The organism is Mucilaginibacter terrenus (assembly GCF_003432065.1).
Taxonomy (GTDB): domain Bacteria; phylum Bacteroidota; class Bacteroidia; order Sphingobacteriales; family Sphingobacteriaceae; genus Mucilaginibacter; species Mucilaginibacter terrenus.
The window spans coordinates 1666271-1681620 of the sequence record NZ_QWDE01000001.1; the positions used below are offsets into that span (position 1 = coordinate 1666271).

Below are 15350 nucleotides of genomic sequence, written 5' to 3' on the forward strand. Positions count from 1 at the left end.
TTACTGGTTTATCATCCGACTTGAGACACTGCCAACGTTTAAAGGTTTAAACGTCGCAGATCTGTACTGCCTTGCGTAAGGAAGCTATCTTGTCTTTTTGTTTTGGTATAAATTCCTGTGCTACAAACCCTTTGTGGCCCACTTCAACAATGGCGCGCATAATTGCAGGGTAGTATAGTTCCTGGGTTTCGTCTATCTCGTTACGTCCCGGTACACCACCTGTATGATAGTGATTGATGTACTGGTGATACTGACGGATGTTACGGATTACGTCACCCTCGTCTATCTGCATGTGATAGATGTCAAACAACAGCTTGAAGTTTTCAGATCCTAAGCGCTTGCAAAGTTCTGCACCCCACTCTACCCTGTCCGCCTGGTAGTCTTTATGGTCAATCTTGCTGTTAAGCAGTTCCATCACCAATACCACACCATGTTTTTCGGCGAGGGCTACCATTGGTTTAAGGCCTTCTACACAGTTGTTCCAACCGGTTTCGTTGTCCTTACCGCGACGGCTACCGCTGAAGCAGATAAGGTTTTTGTAACCCGCAGCTGCCACTTTAGGGATCATCTCGGTATAGTTCTTATGCAGTTGCGCGTGGAACTCTTTATCACCAAAACCGTCTGTAAGGTTAATTTCCGCACCATTACACATCGAGGAGTATAAACCATGCTTCTTCAGCGTAGGCCAGTCCAACGGACCAACCAGGTCTATACCCTTTATGCCGATCTCCTTTGCAGCAATGCAAAGGTTCTCTACTGTAATATCGCCATAACACCAGCGGCAAACCGCGTGGTTTATGTTTCCTTTCAGCTTTTCGGCCATAGGTGATTTTGAGTTATCTGCGGTGAAAGAGGAGATCATGCCTGATGCCCCTATTGCCGCAGTACCTGCAAGCATGCTTTTAATAGCGGTTCGTCTGTTGTGGTTTGATGCCATGGTTTATACTTCTAAACGGCCTTCAGCTGGTTCTTCAATATCAAGGCCCGGCTTGTTTTGTATTTGGTTAGTATCCTTAAAGAAAATGATGAACACAAGCAATACTACACCGGCAATACCTGCAGGTATTAACCAGATGGTTTGCCAGTTGTGGCCTTCTGCAGTTTTCCAATGGTCAACTATCGGGCCCGACATGTACGATCCTATTAGCATACCCACACCGTAAGTCGCTAAGGTGATAAAGCCCTGTGCCGCGCTCTTAAAACGCTCGCCGGCAAGGTTATCTGTATAGATCTGACCGGTAACGAAGAAAAAGTCGTAACAGATACCATGCAGCACAATACCCGCAATCAGCATCCAGTAATTAGAACCTATGTCTCCGTAAGCAAAGAATACATAACGCAGCACCCAGGCAAGCATACCTACGGCAAGCATCTTTTTAACACCCAGCCTAACAAAGAACAAAGGCATTAATGCCATAAAGGCAAGTTCAGACATTTGCCCGATAGATTGCTTTGCAGCAGCACCTTCCATCTTCAATTCGTTAAGAAAAGGGTTGGTGAAATTGTAATAAAATGCCAGCGGTATACATATAGCAACAGAAGCAATGAAGAAAATAAGATACGATGTGTTTTTCAACAACCCTATCGAATCCAATCCCATGATGTCGCTCATGGTTGTTTTCTGACCTTTTTTCGCAGGAGGAGTTGACGGCAAAGCGAAGCTAAGCAAGCCTAAGATTAAAGACGCGATAGCAGCCATCTTAAAGGTAAGCACCAGTGAATTGCTTTGCTCCCATCCTAACCAGCCAATTAGCAGGCCGGCAACTATCCAACCTAACGTACCCAAGATACGGATAGGCGGGAATTCTTTACTTGGATTGGTCATTTGCTTGAACGATACCGAGTTTACCAGCGCAAGGGTTGGCATATAGGCGATCATGTAAGCAAATATTACCGGAAGGAACCCATCGAAATTGGGTATGGTTGTAATGTAATAAAGCAGGGCGGCGCCTATCAGGTGTAAAACGCCCAATACCTTTTGTGCTGAAAAGAAACGGTCGGCAATTAAGCCGATTATGAAAGGAGCTATAATTGCGCCCCAAGACTGGCTTGAATAAGCGGTGGCGTTTTGCGTGCCGCTTGCCGCAAGTGTTTTACCTAAATACGTCCCCATTGTTACAAACCATGATCCCCAGATAAAAAACTGGAGAAACATCATGGTAGACAACTTGACGCGTGTAGTTAAGGTCATAATTTAATTTGGTTATAATTGGTTAGTACGCAGAAGTTCAGAAAAGGGCTATTTAACCGACAGTACGTATTTAACCATCTCTTTAGCATCTTCAAGCTTCAGGTCAGGGTGAGCCGTCATTGGTACTGTACCCCAGTTGCCGCTGCCGCCTGCAATAACCTTCTTTGCAAGCATTTCTTCGTCAGCCGACGTATACTTCTTAGCAATGTCTGCAAACGCAGGGCCTATTACTTTCTCGTGCTCTTTATGGCAGGTGTTACAATCAAGTGAAGCCATTAACTGCTGGCCTTTATTGTCTGCAGTACCTGCTGCTTTTTCGGTACCGATCTTTGATACGGCAGTGTCTTGTGCGGCATCGCTTTGGTGTGCAACGGCTGATTGCTGCGCAGCATTTGCGCTATCGGCAGTACCTTCTTCAGTTTCGCCCGGTTTTGGGCCTCCACATGCTGCTATCACTAAACTAATACCTAAAACGATGAATACTTTTTTCATGGATTACAATGTTATTATAGAATTATTAAACTCCCGAAAAGTACGATTTTTTACTTTCAGATGAATTATTTATTTAAACTGTTACAACAGGCGCAGGTGCTGTTTTGTTGCGGCTGCGCATATAAATTACCAACCCTGTAAAAGCTACAATAAGTACTATAGGTATTACCAGTGTTGTTTGCAAAACCTGCTGCCCGGCGTGGCTGCTGTCGCCACCTGCATCGGCCACTATCCTATCGTAATACCTGCCCATAAAAACGGTATAGATAGATACCGAGAACATGCCTGCCCCACCCATAAGGTTTAACCCTAACGCGCCGGTTTTTGGCAGATTGGTGTTTACGAAGCCCAGCATCATTGGCCAGAAGAAGCAAACTCCCATACCAAATATCAGTGCCGCAAAAAACACAGCGTTGCCGGTTAACGTACCCAATAAGTACATACCCACAGCCGCCAAAATGGTAGACATTAACAGCACCACCTGCGGAGAGAACTGTTTAAGGATAGGTTTGGCAAAAGCCCTGCCTACTACCATTACGCCTGTATCAAGCGTAAGTATCAGGATAGCATTATCTGTAACATTTTTTAACAGCACATCTATCCACTGGCCCGTAAACAGCTCGGTTATACCAGTGCCAAACATGCAGATAAACATAAAAATGAACAAAGGATTAAGCAATGCTTTGTACATACCTGCGGTAGATACGCCGGATGCCACACGCTCGGTAACCGGAAAATCCAGTTTGGAGAACAGGTAACCGTAAAGCAGCGTAGGCAGCAACATAAGGCCTACCTGTACCTGCCATCCAAGGCCTACTTTATTAAGCAATAATACTATTAACGTACCTATTACGATGCCGCCGGGAAACCACAGGTGAAAGTGGCTAAGCTTGGTTGCCTTTTCGTCGGTGTACAAACAAGTTACCAGTGGGTTGCAGGCTGCTTCTACCGTACCATTGGCAACGCCGATAAGGAAGGTAGAGAAGAACAGCGTCCAGAAACCGGTAGCAAATACGGTGAGCAGGATGCCTGCCAAATGAAAAAAGAACGCCAGCATAAGCAAGCGTTTCATACCAATCAAGTCAACAATTACTCCGCCGACGATAACGGCCAGCGGGAAGCCCCAAAATGCGGTAGCTGTAATGGTGGCCAGTTGTGCTTTATCTAACTCGAAATCTGTACCGAGTTTGTTTAAGATACCGGCACGTATACCGAAAGACAAAGAAGTAACCAGCAGGGCAAGACAGCTCGCACTAAATAATTGGGTGCGGTTAATAGTACTCATTTTATAATCAGGTTTGTTGGTTTCTACCGCCTAATTACTCAATCCCCATTAATTTACGGTTAAACGCATCATCAGATCCAGATGCCGCAAAATCATCAAACGTACGGTCGGTAACCCTGATGATATGGTCCTTAATAAACTGGGCGCCTTCCCTTGCACCATCTTCCGGGTGCTTTAAAGCACACTCCCACTCCAGCACTGCCCAGCCTTTATAATCGTATTGAGTTAATTTGCTAAAAATTCCTTTAAAGTCAACCTGACCGTCTCCTAAAGAGCGGAACCTGCCCGCGCGGTTTATCCAATCCTGGTAACCCCCATAAACACCCTGGCGGCCTGTAGGATTAAATTCAGCATCTTTCACATGGAACATTTTTATACGTTCGTGATAGATGTCGATGTACTCCAGGTAGTCAAGCGCCTGTAAAACAAAGTGAGATGGATCGTAAAGTAAACAAGCGCGTTTATGCTGGTTTACCTTGTCTAGAAACATCTCGTAAGTGATGCCGTCATGCAGGTCTTCACCCGGGTGTATCTCGTAACACAGGTCTATGCCGTTCTCGTCAAAAACGTTCAGGATAGGCTCCCAGCGTTTTGCGAGTTCTGTAAAAGCAGCATCAACCAAACCGGCCGGGCGTTGTGGCCACGGGTAAACGGTTTGCCAGATAAGCGCTCCGCTAAAGGTAACATGCGCGTTAAGACCTAGATTTTGTGAAGCTTTAGCAGCATACTTTAACTGCTGCACAGCCCATTTCTGGCGCTCTGCAGGGTTGTTCTTATAAGCATCCGGCGCGAAAGCGTCAAATAACGAATCGTAGGCCGGATTTACCGCTACCAGCTGCCCCTGTAAGTGGGTAGATAGCTCGGTGATCTCCAATCCGGCAGCGCTTACAATGCCTTTTATCTCGTCGGCATAGGTCTTGCTTTCTGCAGCTTTTTGCAGATCAATAAAGCGGGTATCGTTTGTTGGCAACTGTACACCTTTGTAACCCAAACCTGCAGCCCATTTGCAAATGGTTTCCAGGCTGTTAAATGGGGCGTCGTTGCCTATGAATTGTGCTAAAAATATAGCAGGTCCTTTAATAGTGTTCATACGTTAGATAGTGTAGTCGGTCCACTTTTCGTTGCTTTGGTTTGAGGCAACCACATTGTTAATGAATGCCATGCCGCGGATACCATCATCAATACCAGGGAAGTCAAGCCATTCCTGCTGTGGTTCTACACCTTCAATCTTAGCGCTTAGCGCCAGTGCGAAGTTGCGGTACAAATTACCAAATGCCTCCAGGTAGCCCTCAGGGTGGCCTCCCGGTGTACGTGCGTTGTGGGTAGCGTAGGTAGACAGGCGATCAGTATAACCGCTGCCTGCACGTAATACCTGAGCAGGTTTATCCAGCCATTTCAGGTTTAAGGTATTTGGCTCTTCCTGCCTCCACTCTAAACTGCCGTTTTCGCCATATACACGTATTTTAAGCGCATTCTCCTCGCCTGCCGCAACCTGCGATGCAGTAAGCGTGCCGGTAACGCCATCTTCAAAACGCAGCAGTACCGCGCCATCATCGTCCAGCATACGGCCGTCAACAACAATATTTAAAGAGGCATTAAGCTGCGTGATCTTTTTACCGGAGATATACTCTGCAAGGTGGGCGGCGTGTGTGCCTATATCACCCATGCAACCGCTCTTGCCCGATTTAGAAGGATCGGTACGCCATGAAGCCTGGGCATTACCCTCACGCTCTGACAGGCGGCTCAGCCAGCCTTGTATGTATTCTACATATATCTTACGCACTTTACCAAGCGCGCCGCTCTTAACCAGCTGCTTAGCTTCTTTTACCATTGGGTAACCGGCATAAGTATGAGTTAACAACAGCATCAGCCCGGTTTCTTCAACCTTTGCTTTAAGCTGCTGTGCTTCTTCAAGGGTAAAGGTTACAGGTTTTTCTACAACTACGTTAAAGCCGTTCTCCAAAGCCAGCATAGCCGGTGCAAAGTGGGCAAAATTTGGGGTAACAATAGTAACAAAGTCCATGCGTTTATCAGCAGGCAGCTGCGCCTCTGTTTTAATCATGTCCTCATAATTGGTGTAAATACGGCTTTCGTCCAGGAACAGCATACGGCCGCTCTCTTCGGCAACTGCCGGGTTAACGCTTAACGCGCCGCAAACCAGCTCTATCTGGCCATCCATATTAGCGGCAATGCGGTGTATAGCGCCAATAAAGGCATCTTTACCACCACCTATCATGCCCATGCGTAATTTTCTTTTACTCATAAAAGCTCCCCCTAAATCTCCTCCGGAAAGGATACTTAGTTAATTGTTGTTTAAAGTTTTAATAAATGTCTAATATACACTATTGAACAGTAATTCATAAAATTACTGTAATCTGCTTATCAACCTTTCGGCTGTCACAAAACAAAAGCCCTCCCCTTTTACAGGGAGGGTTATAATTGTAGCAATATTACCGGTTAGGATAAAGCCCAGGCGTGGTCGCCCTTTTTGTAAGGGAAGTCGCCCACGTATTTTCCCGGCACCGGAACATAACGTAACGCTTTGGTAGCGCCAACTTCCGAGGTAAAGTAGCCAAGGATGGTTAACTGCTTCAGCATAGTGAAGTAGTGGTTAGCATCTTCGGGCTTTTTGGTTTTGTTATAGTCTTTAGCTTCCTTATCAAGCGCAGTAAGCAGTTCGGTGCGCTGTTTTGCATCAGCCTCCATAAACTTCTTGCTGTACTTTTTGCTGCTGGCTTCGTCAAGATCAGATAAACCTTTCTTGAACACTTTCTGGTCATCAGCAGTGTAGCAATCGTTCACCATTATTGCCATAAACGCACCTATTTTAGCAGCTTTAGCGCCGGGGGTGCCGGTTTCTGGTAAAATAGTTTCGCCTATCTCATCCATATAAGCTATAGTTTCGGGCTTTTTAAGGTCGCTTGTATCAACCGAACTGCCCGATTTACAACCGGAGATGAAGAATTCGGCACCTATTACAGTACCCCCAAGGATTAAGCCCACCCGGGTTATTGCGTCTCTTCTATTCATTTTTTTATAGAATTATGAGTTTACTTTTATTGTGCCAAACACTAGGCCTTCAGCTCGAAGCCTGCAGGGTACTGGCGTTTAACGTACTGGTTAACATCATCAAAGTTGGTAACCTTCATAGCGTTATTATCCCACATCAACTTCACGCTACCACCTTTTAGTTCGTGACCACGCACTGCAAGGTTAGCCATCAGTAACGCTTCTGTAAGCGGACCAGCTATCTCGAACGGAGAGCTTACTTCCTGCTTGCCGTAGCCTGCAATACATGCTTCAACCCACTGTGCATAGTGGCCGTTTGCACCGCCGGGAACGCGTTTGTACTTCTGCGGAGCGTTTGCGCTTGCGGTACGCTCTTTCGGCAATAACGTAGCTGCATCTGAATAGGTGCTGGCGTACATTTTACCTTTAGTACCGATGAATAGCGTACCGTTACCTTCTTCACCACCCCATTTTTCACTTGGGCCAAGCTCAATTGGTCTTTCGGGCTGTATACCGCCGTCCATCCAGTGCAGCGTAACGTCGCCTTTGGTTTTAGCAGTTTTAGGGAAAGTTAAGGTGATGTGGCTTGATGGAGGGCAGCTTTCAGGGAAGTGGCCTTGTTTAAATTCATCAACATACACACTGCCTACACTTGCCTGTACATCTTTAGCATAACGGATACCCAGTACACGGAACGGTGCTTCCACCAGGTGGCAGCCCATGTCGCCTAAAGCGCCGGTACCGTAATCCCACCAGCCGCGCCAGTTAAACGGAACCAGTTTCTCTACGTAATCCTTTTTAGGTGCTGTACCTAACCAAAGATTCCAATCTAATTCTTTCGGAATGTTTTGGCTTGGCTCGGGCCATTTGATGCCCTGAGGCCACACTGGACGGTTAGTCCAGCAGTATACGGTATGCACATCGCCAATCAGGTCGGCATCATACCATTCGGACATCAGGCGGGTACCATCGTTAGATGCACCCTGGTTACCCATTTGGGTTACCACCTTGTATTTTTTAGCTGCGTCAGTTAACAAGCGTGCCTCCCAAATATCATGGGTGAGTGGTTTTTGCACGTAAACGTGCTTGCCCATTTGCATGGCATGGTATGCTATAATAGCGTGGTTATGATCTGGGGTTGATACCGAAACCGCATCAAAGTTCTTGTGCTCTTTGTCGTACATCTCGCGCCAGTCCTTGTAATATTTAGCTTTCGGGAATGATGCACGTGATTTTGCAGCACGGCGGTCGTCAACGTCGCAAAGGAACGCGATGTTAGCTTTTCCACTTTTCGCGAATGCAGCAATGTCGCTTTCGCCTTTACCGCCGGCACCAATGCCTGCTACGTTCAGCATGTCACTTGGGGCAATAAAACCTTTGCCGCCCAGCACAAAACGCGGAACGATCATGAAGCCTGCAGCGGCTAATGAACCAGTTTTGATAAAATCGCGCCTGGATTGATTTTGCTCCTGCACGTTGTCTTTCTTCTCGGTCATGATGTTTTTTATTCTTAGATGTTAGATGTTTCCTTTTTTAAGCTCTTTAACCGCGAAGTCAGCTGCACGTGCGGTAAGCGCCATGTAAGTTAATGAAGGGTTCTGGCAAGCTGCTGAGGCCATTGCGGCGCCGTCCGTAACAAATACGTTTTTAGCATCCCAAACCTGGTTCCACTCGTTCAATACCGACACCTTCGGATCGCGGCCCATACGTGCTGTACCCATTTCATGAATACCACGCCCCAATACCGGCTCCATGCTGTAGGTCTGCACGTCTTTAACGCCGGCAGCTTCCAGCATTTCTTTGGCGTCGTTCATCATATCGATGCGCATTTTGCGTTCGTTATCTTTAACTTCCGCATCAACGGCCAGTACCGGCAAACCCCATTTGTCTTTCTTGTTTTTATCCAGGTAAACGCGGTTTTCATGATACGGTAAAGTCTCACCGAAACCACCTATACCCATGCTCCAGTCGCCTGGTTCGCTCAGCGCGTCTTTAAAGGCGCCACCAATATTCATTTCGGCGATGTCACGGCTCCAGCCCCCGCGGCTTGCACCACCCTGGTAGCCAAATCCACGGATATAATCGCGTTTTTCACCATTTAAGTTACGGTAACGTGGTATATAGATGCCGTTAGCCCTGCGGCCAAAGAAATACTTATCCTGGAAACCTTCTATACGGCCACCTGCACCTACGTTAAGGTGATGGTCCATTACGTTGTGGCCCAGCTGACCGCTGCTGCTGCCTAAGCCTTCCGGCCAGATATCTGTAGCAGAGTTCATCAACACCCAAGCGCTGTTTAAAGCAGAAGCATTAACAAACACAATTTTAGCGTAGAACTCGTAAGTTTTGTTTGTTTCAGCATCCAGTACTTCTACGCCTTTCGCTTTCTTGGTATCCTTATCATAAAGGATCTTGGTAACAATTGACCATGGGCGAACGGTAAGATTACCGGTTGCCATTGCTGCCGGTAAAGTGGCAGACTGCGTGCTGAAGTATGCGCCAAACGGACATCCTAACCAGCACTTGTTGCGGTACTGGCAATTTGTACGGTTGTTGTGTGGTACTGTAATATTAGCTGTACGGCCAATAATAAAATGGCGCTGATCTTTATAAAACTCTTTAAAACGTTTTTTTACGTCCTTTTCAACAACGTTCATTTCCATAGGTGGCATAAAGTCGCCATCCGGAAGGATTGGAACGCCATCCCTGCTGCCAGAAATACCTGCGAAACGCTCGGCATAGCCGTACCATGACTCCAGATCTTTGTAACGGATAGGCCAATCTGTACCAATACCGTCTTTTAAGTTAGCTTCAAAGTCGGTATCGTGCCAGCGGTAAGACTGACGGCCCCACATTAGTGAACGGCCACCCATGTGATATCCACGGAACCAGTCGAAACGTTTTATCTCAGTATAAGGACTTTCTTTTTCGTTAACCCAGTAATCAAGGTTAGTTTCGTTAAGAGGGTAATCGCGTTTTAAAACCGGATAATCCTCTATCATTTGCTGTGTACGGCCACCACGATGCGGGAACTCCCAGGGGGCTTTGTTGGCATTCACATAATCCTTAATGTGCTCTATATTCTTGCCGCGCTCCAACATAATGGTTTTCAAGCCCTTCTCGGTCAGTTCTTTAGCAGCCCAGCCGCCAGATATACCTGAACCAATGACTATAGCGTCATAAGTGTTTGTAGACATAAAAGTATTGAGTTAAAATAAATCTTGTTTAGTATTGGTTACTCCGCCTAATGTATGAACAAAAAATAACCTTACAAATTTTTTTCATTGTGTTTTGCAAACACATTCAGCATAATACACCGTCCAATAATCCTTAAACTAATTAAGGATCGGGCGTTTAGCTGTTCAGTTTCTTTTTCTCTCCTACGTAATGATCTACTGCGCGTGCTGCAAATGCCATATAAGTAAGCGAAGGGTTTTGGTATGATGTTGAGGTCATACTCGCCCCGTCGGTCACGTAAACATTTTGGCATGCATGCAAGCGGTGCCATTTATCAAGCATTGATGTCTTAGGATCGTTACCCATGCGCACGCCACCCATTTCATGGATATCCAGCCCGGGAGCACGGTGATCGCTTTCGCCTTTTATATTTTTGAAACCGGCAGAAGTGAACATTTCTGTCAGCTGCGCCAAGTAATCGGCTTTCATCTTAGCATCGTTATCGTCATAATCCACAGATATTTTAAGCTGCGGTATACCCCAGGGGTCTTTCTTGCTCTTATCAAGCGCTACATAGTTACTCTCCTTAGGGATGGTTTCGCCCATCATGTGCGATCCTACACGCCAAGGGCCAAGGTCCTTTTTAGCAAGGTTTTGTTTCAATTCGTCGCCAATACCTTCGCCACTGCTGGTGCGGCCACGGTAAGCGCTTAAGCCAGCCCCATAACCACGTAGGAAATTGGTTTCTTGTTTATGTAAGTTACGGAAACGCGGGATATAACCACCACCCGCGGGATTGCGCCCGTCGGTTGCCCATTCTTCAAAACCCTCTACCTCGGCGCTGATGTGCGCCGAATAATTATGAAACGCAACATATTTACCCAGTGTGCCACTATCATTACCTAAACCGTTAGGGAAACGATTGGAGGTTGAATTAAGCAGCACAAGATTACTGTTCAATGCCGCCGCATTAAGGAATATCACATCGGCATGGTAGTCTATAGCTTCTTTAGTATTAGTGTCTATAACCCGTACGCCGGTTGCTTTGCCCAGCTTTTCATTGTAAATAATAGATTCAACTACCGAGAACGGCCTAAGTGTAACGTTGCCGGTTTTTAGCGCCCACGGCATGGTAGACGAGTTAGCACTAAAATAGCCACCAAACGGACAACCACGCTGGCAAAGGGTACGCTCCTGGCATTGTGCCCTGCCCTGTTGCAGATGGATCGGGTTCGGCTTTGACAAATGCGCGCAGCGGGCGCTTATAACATCACGGCTGTATTTAGTTTTTACGTGCTTGCTGAAGTAACTCTCTACAGCATTTAACGGGAAAGCCGGTAAAAATTCACCATCCGGCAAGTGCGGTAAGCCATCGCGATTACCAGATATACCAGCGAATTTTTCTACATGGCTGTACCATGGTGCAATGTCTTTATACCGTATAGGCCAGTCTACCGCGAAACCATCGCGTGCAGGGCCTTCAAAATCAAAATCGCTCCAGCGTTGGGTTTGGCGTGCCCACAGTAAGGATTTACCGCCTACCTGGTATCCGCGAATCCAGTCGAACGGTTTCTCCTGAACGTAAGGATGCTCAGCATCTTTAACAAAGAAATGAGCAGCGTCCTCACCAAAGGCATAACAACGATTTACTATGGGGTTTGCCTTTTGAACATCCTCGGGGATTACACCGTGGTGCGGAAACTCCCAGGGATATAAATTGGTTGTAGGGTAATCCTTTATATGTTTAACATCACGGCCACGCTCTAACACAAGCGTTTTTAGCCCTTTTTCTCCAAGTTCTTTTGCTGCCCAGCTACCGCTCATGCCCGAGCCGATAACTATGGCATCAAACGTGCGTTCTTTTACGCTATCTATATTTAAAAATGCCATCTTATGCTGTTGCCTTCTTTTTAACCGGGAACATTGCGTTGTACCTGCCCGGCACTAATTCATAAACTACCTGTTTGGTCATGAAGTATTGGGATGTAGTGTACCCAAACACTGTATAGCCTTTCACCATACCGTAAAACGTATCCAGCTTTGCCGGCTCTTCGGGTTTGTGGTTCTTATCAGCCTTGACTGCGGCTTCTTCCTTAGCACCTCTTTCTTTAGCCTGTTTCTCCAGGTCAACAACAAAGGCGGTACGCTCCTGCTGAGTTAGCTGATTGAAGGATTTGCCGTATTTTTTTTCTGCTGCTTCGTCAAACTCTTTAAGGCCTGCTTTGAAAGCGTCCTGCTGCTCTTTGCCCGTACAATCATCTATCATTTTTAATATAAAAAGATTTATACCGAGTTCTTTAGCACCGGGGGTACTCGTTCTAGGCAAAATGGTTTCTGCAAGGTTAGTAACCAGGTTTTCCTGGTCGGCATCTATCTCCAGATGTTTAAGTTCTACTACCGGCTTGCCTTTTTTGTCGTTAAAGCAGGATGGTAGTACCGCCGCGCTGCCTAAAATAAGCGCCATGTTGCGGATGGCTATTCGCCGGTTCATTTGAAGGTTCAATTTATAGCGATGTTTAGTTTAATGATCGGTTAGGGGAACGCTTGCGCGCTGTCCCGACATACTTAACGCTGAAAAGTACGGTTAAACTACTAATAACCCCACTTTTTCATGGTTTGTAAATCAATTTTTACAGAGTCAATCGGGTCCATTCCCTGGTACGACTCCTGCTCAATAATCAAGTAGGTAGTATTGCCGTCTTTTTTGGCAGCTTTAAGTACATCTTGTACAGGCAATACACCTTTACCCAACACACAGCTTTCGTATCCGGTGCCTTCATTAGGGTGCTCTGCACTCTTAATTTCATCTTTTACGTGCATCAGCTCAAACCTGCCCGGATACTTTTTGATAAGAGACACTGCTGAATTTTCGCGTCCGTACATGTTGCCCATATCCAGCTGCTGTGCCACCAGGGAAGGATCGGTATGCTGAAGTATATAGTCAAACAGCCTTATATCGCCTACCATGGTGGTAAACTCAAAATCGTGATTGTGATAGCCAAACTTCATCCCCGATTTCTTACAAAGCTCACCACTCTTATTAAACTGATCCAGGATTCGGTTAAGTGCATCTTTATCGGTACGCACCCTTTCGTCCATCCACGGGCTTATCACATATTTCTGCTCAAGAATAGCAGCGTCTTCTACAGTATATTTCCAGGCATCGGTAAAATCATTTTTAGCAGCGTCCCAATGCTGGGCGGTCATAACGGTATGCCCGCTAGGCATTTTTAATCCTAAATCATCTAATACCTTTTTAAACTCTTTTGCATTCCAGCCATAAAACTTGCGGTCGATATAATTGGCATGCTCTACGTATACATAACCCATATCTGCAAGCTTTTTCAGCGTTCCAGACGGATCGGTTTTCATACGCTCGCGTACGGAATACAACTGTAAGCCTACCCGTTGTAGTTTTGGTGCAGCCAATACATTTTTAGGTAAGAAAGCCGCGGCAGTTACCGCCAGGGCGCCGGTTTTAATAAAGCTTCTGCGAGATGGATTCATATTTTTGAGATTTAGTTTTTTGCTATCGGGAACACAGGAAATAAAAGGTCTGAATTGCTTACAAAGGCAATGTGCTTACTATCCGGCGACCAGGATGGTGTATTTATAGTACCCTGCCCACCGTAAAGATAAGCAACTACTTTAGACGGACCGCCGGTTACAGGCATCACTCTTATATAAACATGTTTGTAAAAAGGATGATCGCCAGGTGCAACCTCGTTTTTAAGGAATGTGATGTAAACGATCCACTTCCCGTCCGGCGAAACGTGCGGAAACCAGTTGTTATAATCATCATTAGTAATCTGCACCTGGTTTTTGCCATCTGCATCCATTCGCCACACCTGCATCAGGCCAGACCGCACTGAGTTGAAGTAAATGTACTTACCATTGGGCGTATATTCAGGCCCGTCGTCAAGCCCCGGGGTTGTGGTAAGGCGCTCTTCGGGACCACCGCCTGAAGGGATGCGGTACACATCGTATTCGCCCTTGCGCTCTCCACAAAATACCAGGTATTTACCATCAGGAGACCAGCCGTGCATATATGAAGCACCAACGCCTTTGGTGGTTACAGCCTTGGCCTCGCCCCCGTTTACCGGTACAGTATAACCAATTGAGGGCCCGCCATCGCCGCTGCTGATGGTAAGCATTTTGCCATCAAAAGATATAACATGATCGTTATTATTGTTTTTAGCAGGGTTTGTATTTAATGGTACAGGTGTGTTGCTAGCAAGGCTATACTTGTACAAGGTTCCGTCACTATTATAAATGAGGGATTTGTTGTCCTTTGTCCAGTTTGGTGCCTGTAATGATTTTGGCGACTGGTAGATGATCCGGCTGTGTTGAGTTTCCATATCCAGTATCTCAATAGCGCTGCCAAGATATTTTTTGTATGGAACAAGATCTGCAGGGGCCGGAGACACAATGCGAACGTTGCTGAAGATTGCCTTTTCGGTAACATCAGGATTGTGCGAGCAAACGAATAATCCGACGTATACCTCATCTCCAAGATCAAGGTCGACCTTTTCCTCGGGACCAAATACATCGCCTTTTTTTGCTGCCGACATAGTGTAAGTATTTCCCTTTCGCTCCAGTTGTATCACACCTGCAAACGTCACTGTAGATTTTTGTTCTTCAGTTACCGCACCCGCTGTTTTACGGTATTGCAAAGAGGTTAAACCGTCGCCATGTACAACAGCATTAACGTGTGCAGAATTGCCCTCTAATGTTTTACGTACCATAAAGCCCCACTTGCGGTGCAGCTCTACGCCTTTGCCTATAAACTCCGCGTTCGTACGCAGAATAAAGTCGCCCTTTAGTTTTTTCCAAACAAAATGAAACTCATCAGTATTTGCCCAAATATTAGTTCCCGATCCGCTGATGGTATATTGCTGTTTGGCAGCATTGTACATTACCTCGCCTTTGTGCTTTACAGCACCTACATTGGTATGGCTGTCAAAAATACCAGGGCCGGAATTTTGTGCGCAAGCAGCAACAGTAAATTGCAGGGCAGCAACAACCACTAAAAAGCAAGATAATCTCTTAAGCATAGCAGGAGGATAAATAATTGGTTTACTAAGTTAGCTAATCATTTTAAAAAACATGCTTTTAACCAATCATTTGCAATAAAAAAAGGGATGCTGTCACATCCCTTTTACATTTACCATTTTGAGGCGGTAAAATAATATCATG

The 15350-nt window shown here is 46.0% G+C and carries 13 protein-coding genes; all 13 read right to left on the minus strand.

Annotated elements, in window-relative coordinates; all coding sequences use genetic code 11:
- Positions 1-46 precede the first annotated feature (46 nt).
- The 13 genes from DYU05_RS07360 to DYU05_RS07420 all read right to left on the minus strand — a co-directional run bounded on the left by DYU05_RS07360 (position 47) and on the right by DYU05_RS07420 (position 15208).
- Entirely contained in the window at positions 47-937 is an 891-nt protein-coding gene (locus DYU05_RS07360) for a hydroxypyruvate isomerase family protein (RefSeq protein WP_117382307.1), read from the minus strand.
- Positions 938-940: 3 nt separating this feature from the next.
- Positions 941-2191, minus strand: coding sequence for a nucleoside permease (locus DYU05_RS07365; protein ID WP_117382308.1), 1251 nt, complete (start codon positions 2189-2191; stop codon positions 941-943).
- Positions 2192-2239: 48 nt separating this feature from the next.
- On the minus strand, positions 2240-2683 hold the full coding sequence (locus tag DYU05_RS21315; protein ID WP_235853969.1) for a c-type cytochrome: 444 nt from the start codon (positions 2681-2683) through the stop codon (positions 2240-2242).
- Between the two features lie 73 nt (positions 2684-2756).
- The gene (locus tag DYU05_RS07375; protein WP_117382309.1) at positions 2757-3968 is read right to left on the minus strand and encodes an MFS transporter; all 1212 of its coding nucleotides are present in this window, start codon (positions 3966-3968) and stop codon (positions 2757-2759) included.
- A 34-nt stretch (positions 3969-4002) separates the two neighbouring features.
- The gene (locus DYU05_RS07380) at positions 4003-5058 is read right to left on the minus strand and encodes a sugar phosphate isomerase/epimerase family protein (RefSeq protein ID WP_117382310.1); all 1056 of its coding nucleotides are present in this window, start codon (positions 5056-5058) and stop codon (positions 4003-4005) included.
- A gap of 3 nt (positions 5059-5061) precedes the next feature.
- Positions 5062-6231 (minus strand): Gfo/Idh/MocA family protein, encoded by a 1170-nt coding sequence (locus DYU05_RS07385; protein WP_205771815.1) that lies wholly within the window; start codon positions 6229-6231, stop codon positions 5062-5064.
- Positions 6232-6425: 194 nt separating this feature from the next.
- Entirely contained in the window at positions 6426-6998 is a 573-nt protein-coding gene (locus DYU05_RS07390; protein WP_117382312.1) for a gluconate 2-dehydrogenase subunit 3 family protein, read from the minus strand.
- Between the two features lie 41 nt (positions 6999-7039).
- Complete coding sequence (locus DYU05_RS07395) at positions 7040-8473, minus strand: Gfo/Idh/MocA family protein (protein WP_117382313.1); 1434 nt, start codon at positions 8471-8473, stop codon at positions 7040-7042.
- A 21-nt stretch (positions 8474-8494) separates the two neighbouring features.
- Entirely contained in the window at positions 8495-10174 is a 1680-nt protein-coding gene (locus DYU05_RS07400) for a GMC oxidoreductase (protein ID WP_117382314.1), read from the minus strand.
- A gap of 157 nt (positions 10175-10331) precedes the next feature.
- Entirely contained in the window at positions 10332-12044 is a 1713-nt protein-coding gene (locus DYU05_RS07405; RefSeq protein WP_117382315.1) for a GMC oxidoreductase, read from the minus strand.
- A 1-nt stretch (position 12045) separates the two neighbouring features.
- Positions 12046-12645, minus strand: coding sequence for a gluconate 2-dehydrogenase subunit 3 family protein (locus DYU05_RS07410; RefSeq protein ID WP_117382316.1), 600 nt, complete (start codon positions 12643-12645; stop codon positions 12046-12048).
- A gap of 101 nt (positions 12646-12746) precedes the next feature.
- The gene (locus tag DYU05_RS07415) at positions 12747-13661 is read right to left on the minus strand and encodes a TIM barrel protein (RefSeq protein ID WP_117382317.1); all 915 of its coding nucleotides are present in this window, start codon (positions 13659-13661) and stop codon (positions 12747-12749) included.
- An 11-nt stretch (positions 13662-13672) separates the two neighbouring features.
- Positions 13673-15208, minus strand: a complete 1536-nt coding sequence (locus tag DYU05_RS07420; protein ID WP_117382318.1) for a TolB family protein — start codon at positions 15206-15208, stop codon at positions 13673-13675.
- Positions 15209-15350 lie beyond the last annotated feature (142 nt).

Excerpts from the sequence above, each read along its gene's own strand:
- DYU05_RS07395 (WP_117382313.1), bottom strand. The coding sequence starts at position 8,473 with ATGACCGAGAAGAAAGACAACGTGCAGGAGCAAAATCAATCCAGGCGC.
- DYU05_RS07415 (WP_117382317.1), bottom strand. The coding sequence starts at position 13,661 with ATGAATCCATCTCGCAGAAGCTTTATTAAAACCGGCGCCCTGGCGGTA.
- DYU05_RS07405 (WP_117382315.1), bottom strand. The coding sequence starts at position 12,044 with ATGGCATTTTTAAATATAGATAGCGTAAAAGAACGCACGTTTGATGCC.
- DYU05_RS07390 (WP_117382312.1), bottom strand. The coding sequence starts at position 6,998 with ATGAATAGAAGAGACGCAATAACCCGGGTGGGCTTAATCCTTGGGGGT.
- DYU05_RS21315 (WP_235853969.1), bottom strand. The coding sequence starts at position 2,683 with ATGAAAAAAGTATTCATCGTTTTAGGTATTAGTTTAGTGATAGCAGCA.
- DYU05_RS07375 (WP_117382309.1), bottom strand. The coding sequence starts at position 3,968 with ATGAGTACTATTAACCGCACCCAATTATTTAGTGCGAGCTGTCTTGCC.
- DYU05_RS07410 (WP_117382316.1), bottom strand. The coding sequence starts at position 12,645 with ATGAACCGGCGAATAGCCATCCGCAACATGGCGCTTATTTTAGGCAGC.
- DYU05_RS07385 (WP_205771815.1), bottom strand. The coding sequence starts at position 6,231 with ATGAGTAAAAGAAAATTACGCATGGGCATGATAGGTGGTGGTAAAGAT.
- DYU05_RS07420 (WP_117382318.1), bottom strand. The coding sequence starts at position 15,208 with ATGCTTAAGAGATTATCTTGCTTTTTAGTGGTTGTTGCTGCCCTGCAA.
- DYU05_RS07365 (WP_117382308.1), bottom strand. The coding sequence starts at position 2,191 with ATGACCTTAACTACACGCGTCAAGTTGTCTACCATGATGTTTCTCCAG.
- DYU05_RS07360 (WP_117382307.1), bottom strand. The coding sequence starts at position 937 with ATGGCATCAAACCACAACAGACGAACCGCTATTAAAAGCATGCTTGCA.
- DYU05_RS07400 (WP_117382314.1), bottom strand. The coding sequence starts at position 10,174 with ATGTCTACAAACACTTATGACGCTATAGTCATTGGTTCAGGTATATCT.
- DYU05_RS07380 (WP_117382310.1), bottom strand. The coding sequence starts at position 5,058 with ATGAACACTATTAAAGGACCTGCTATATTTTTAGCACAATTCATAGGC.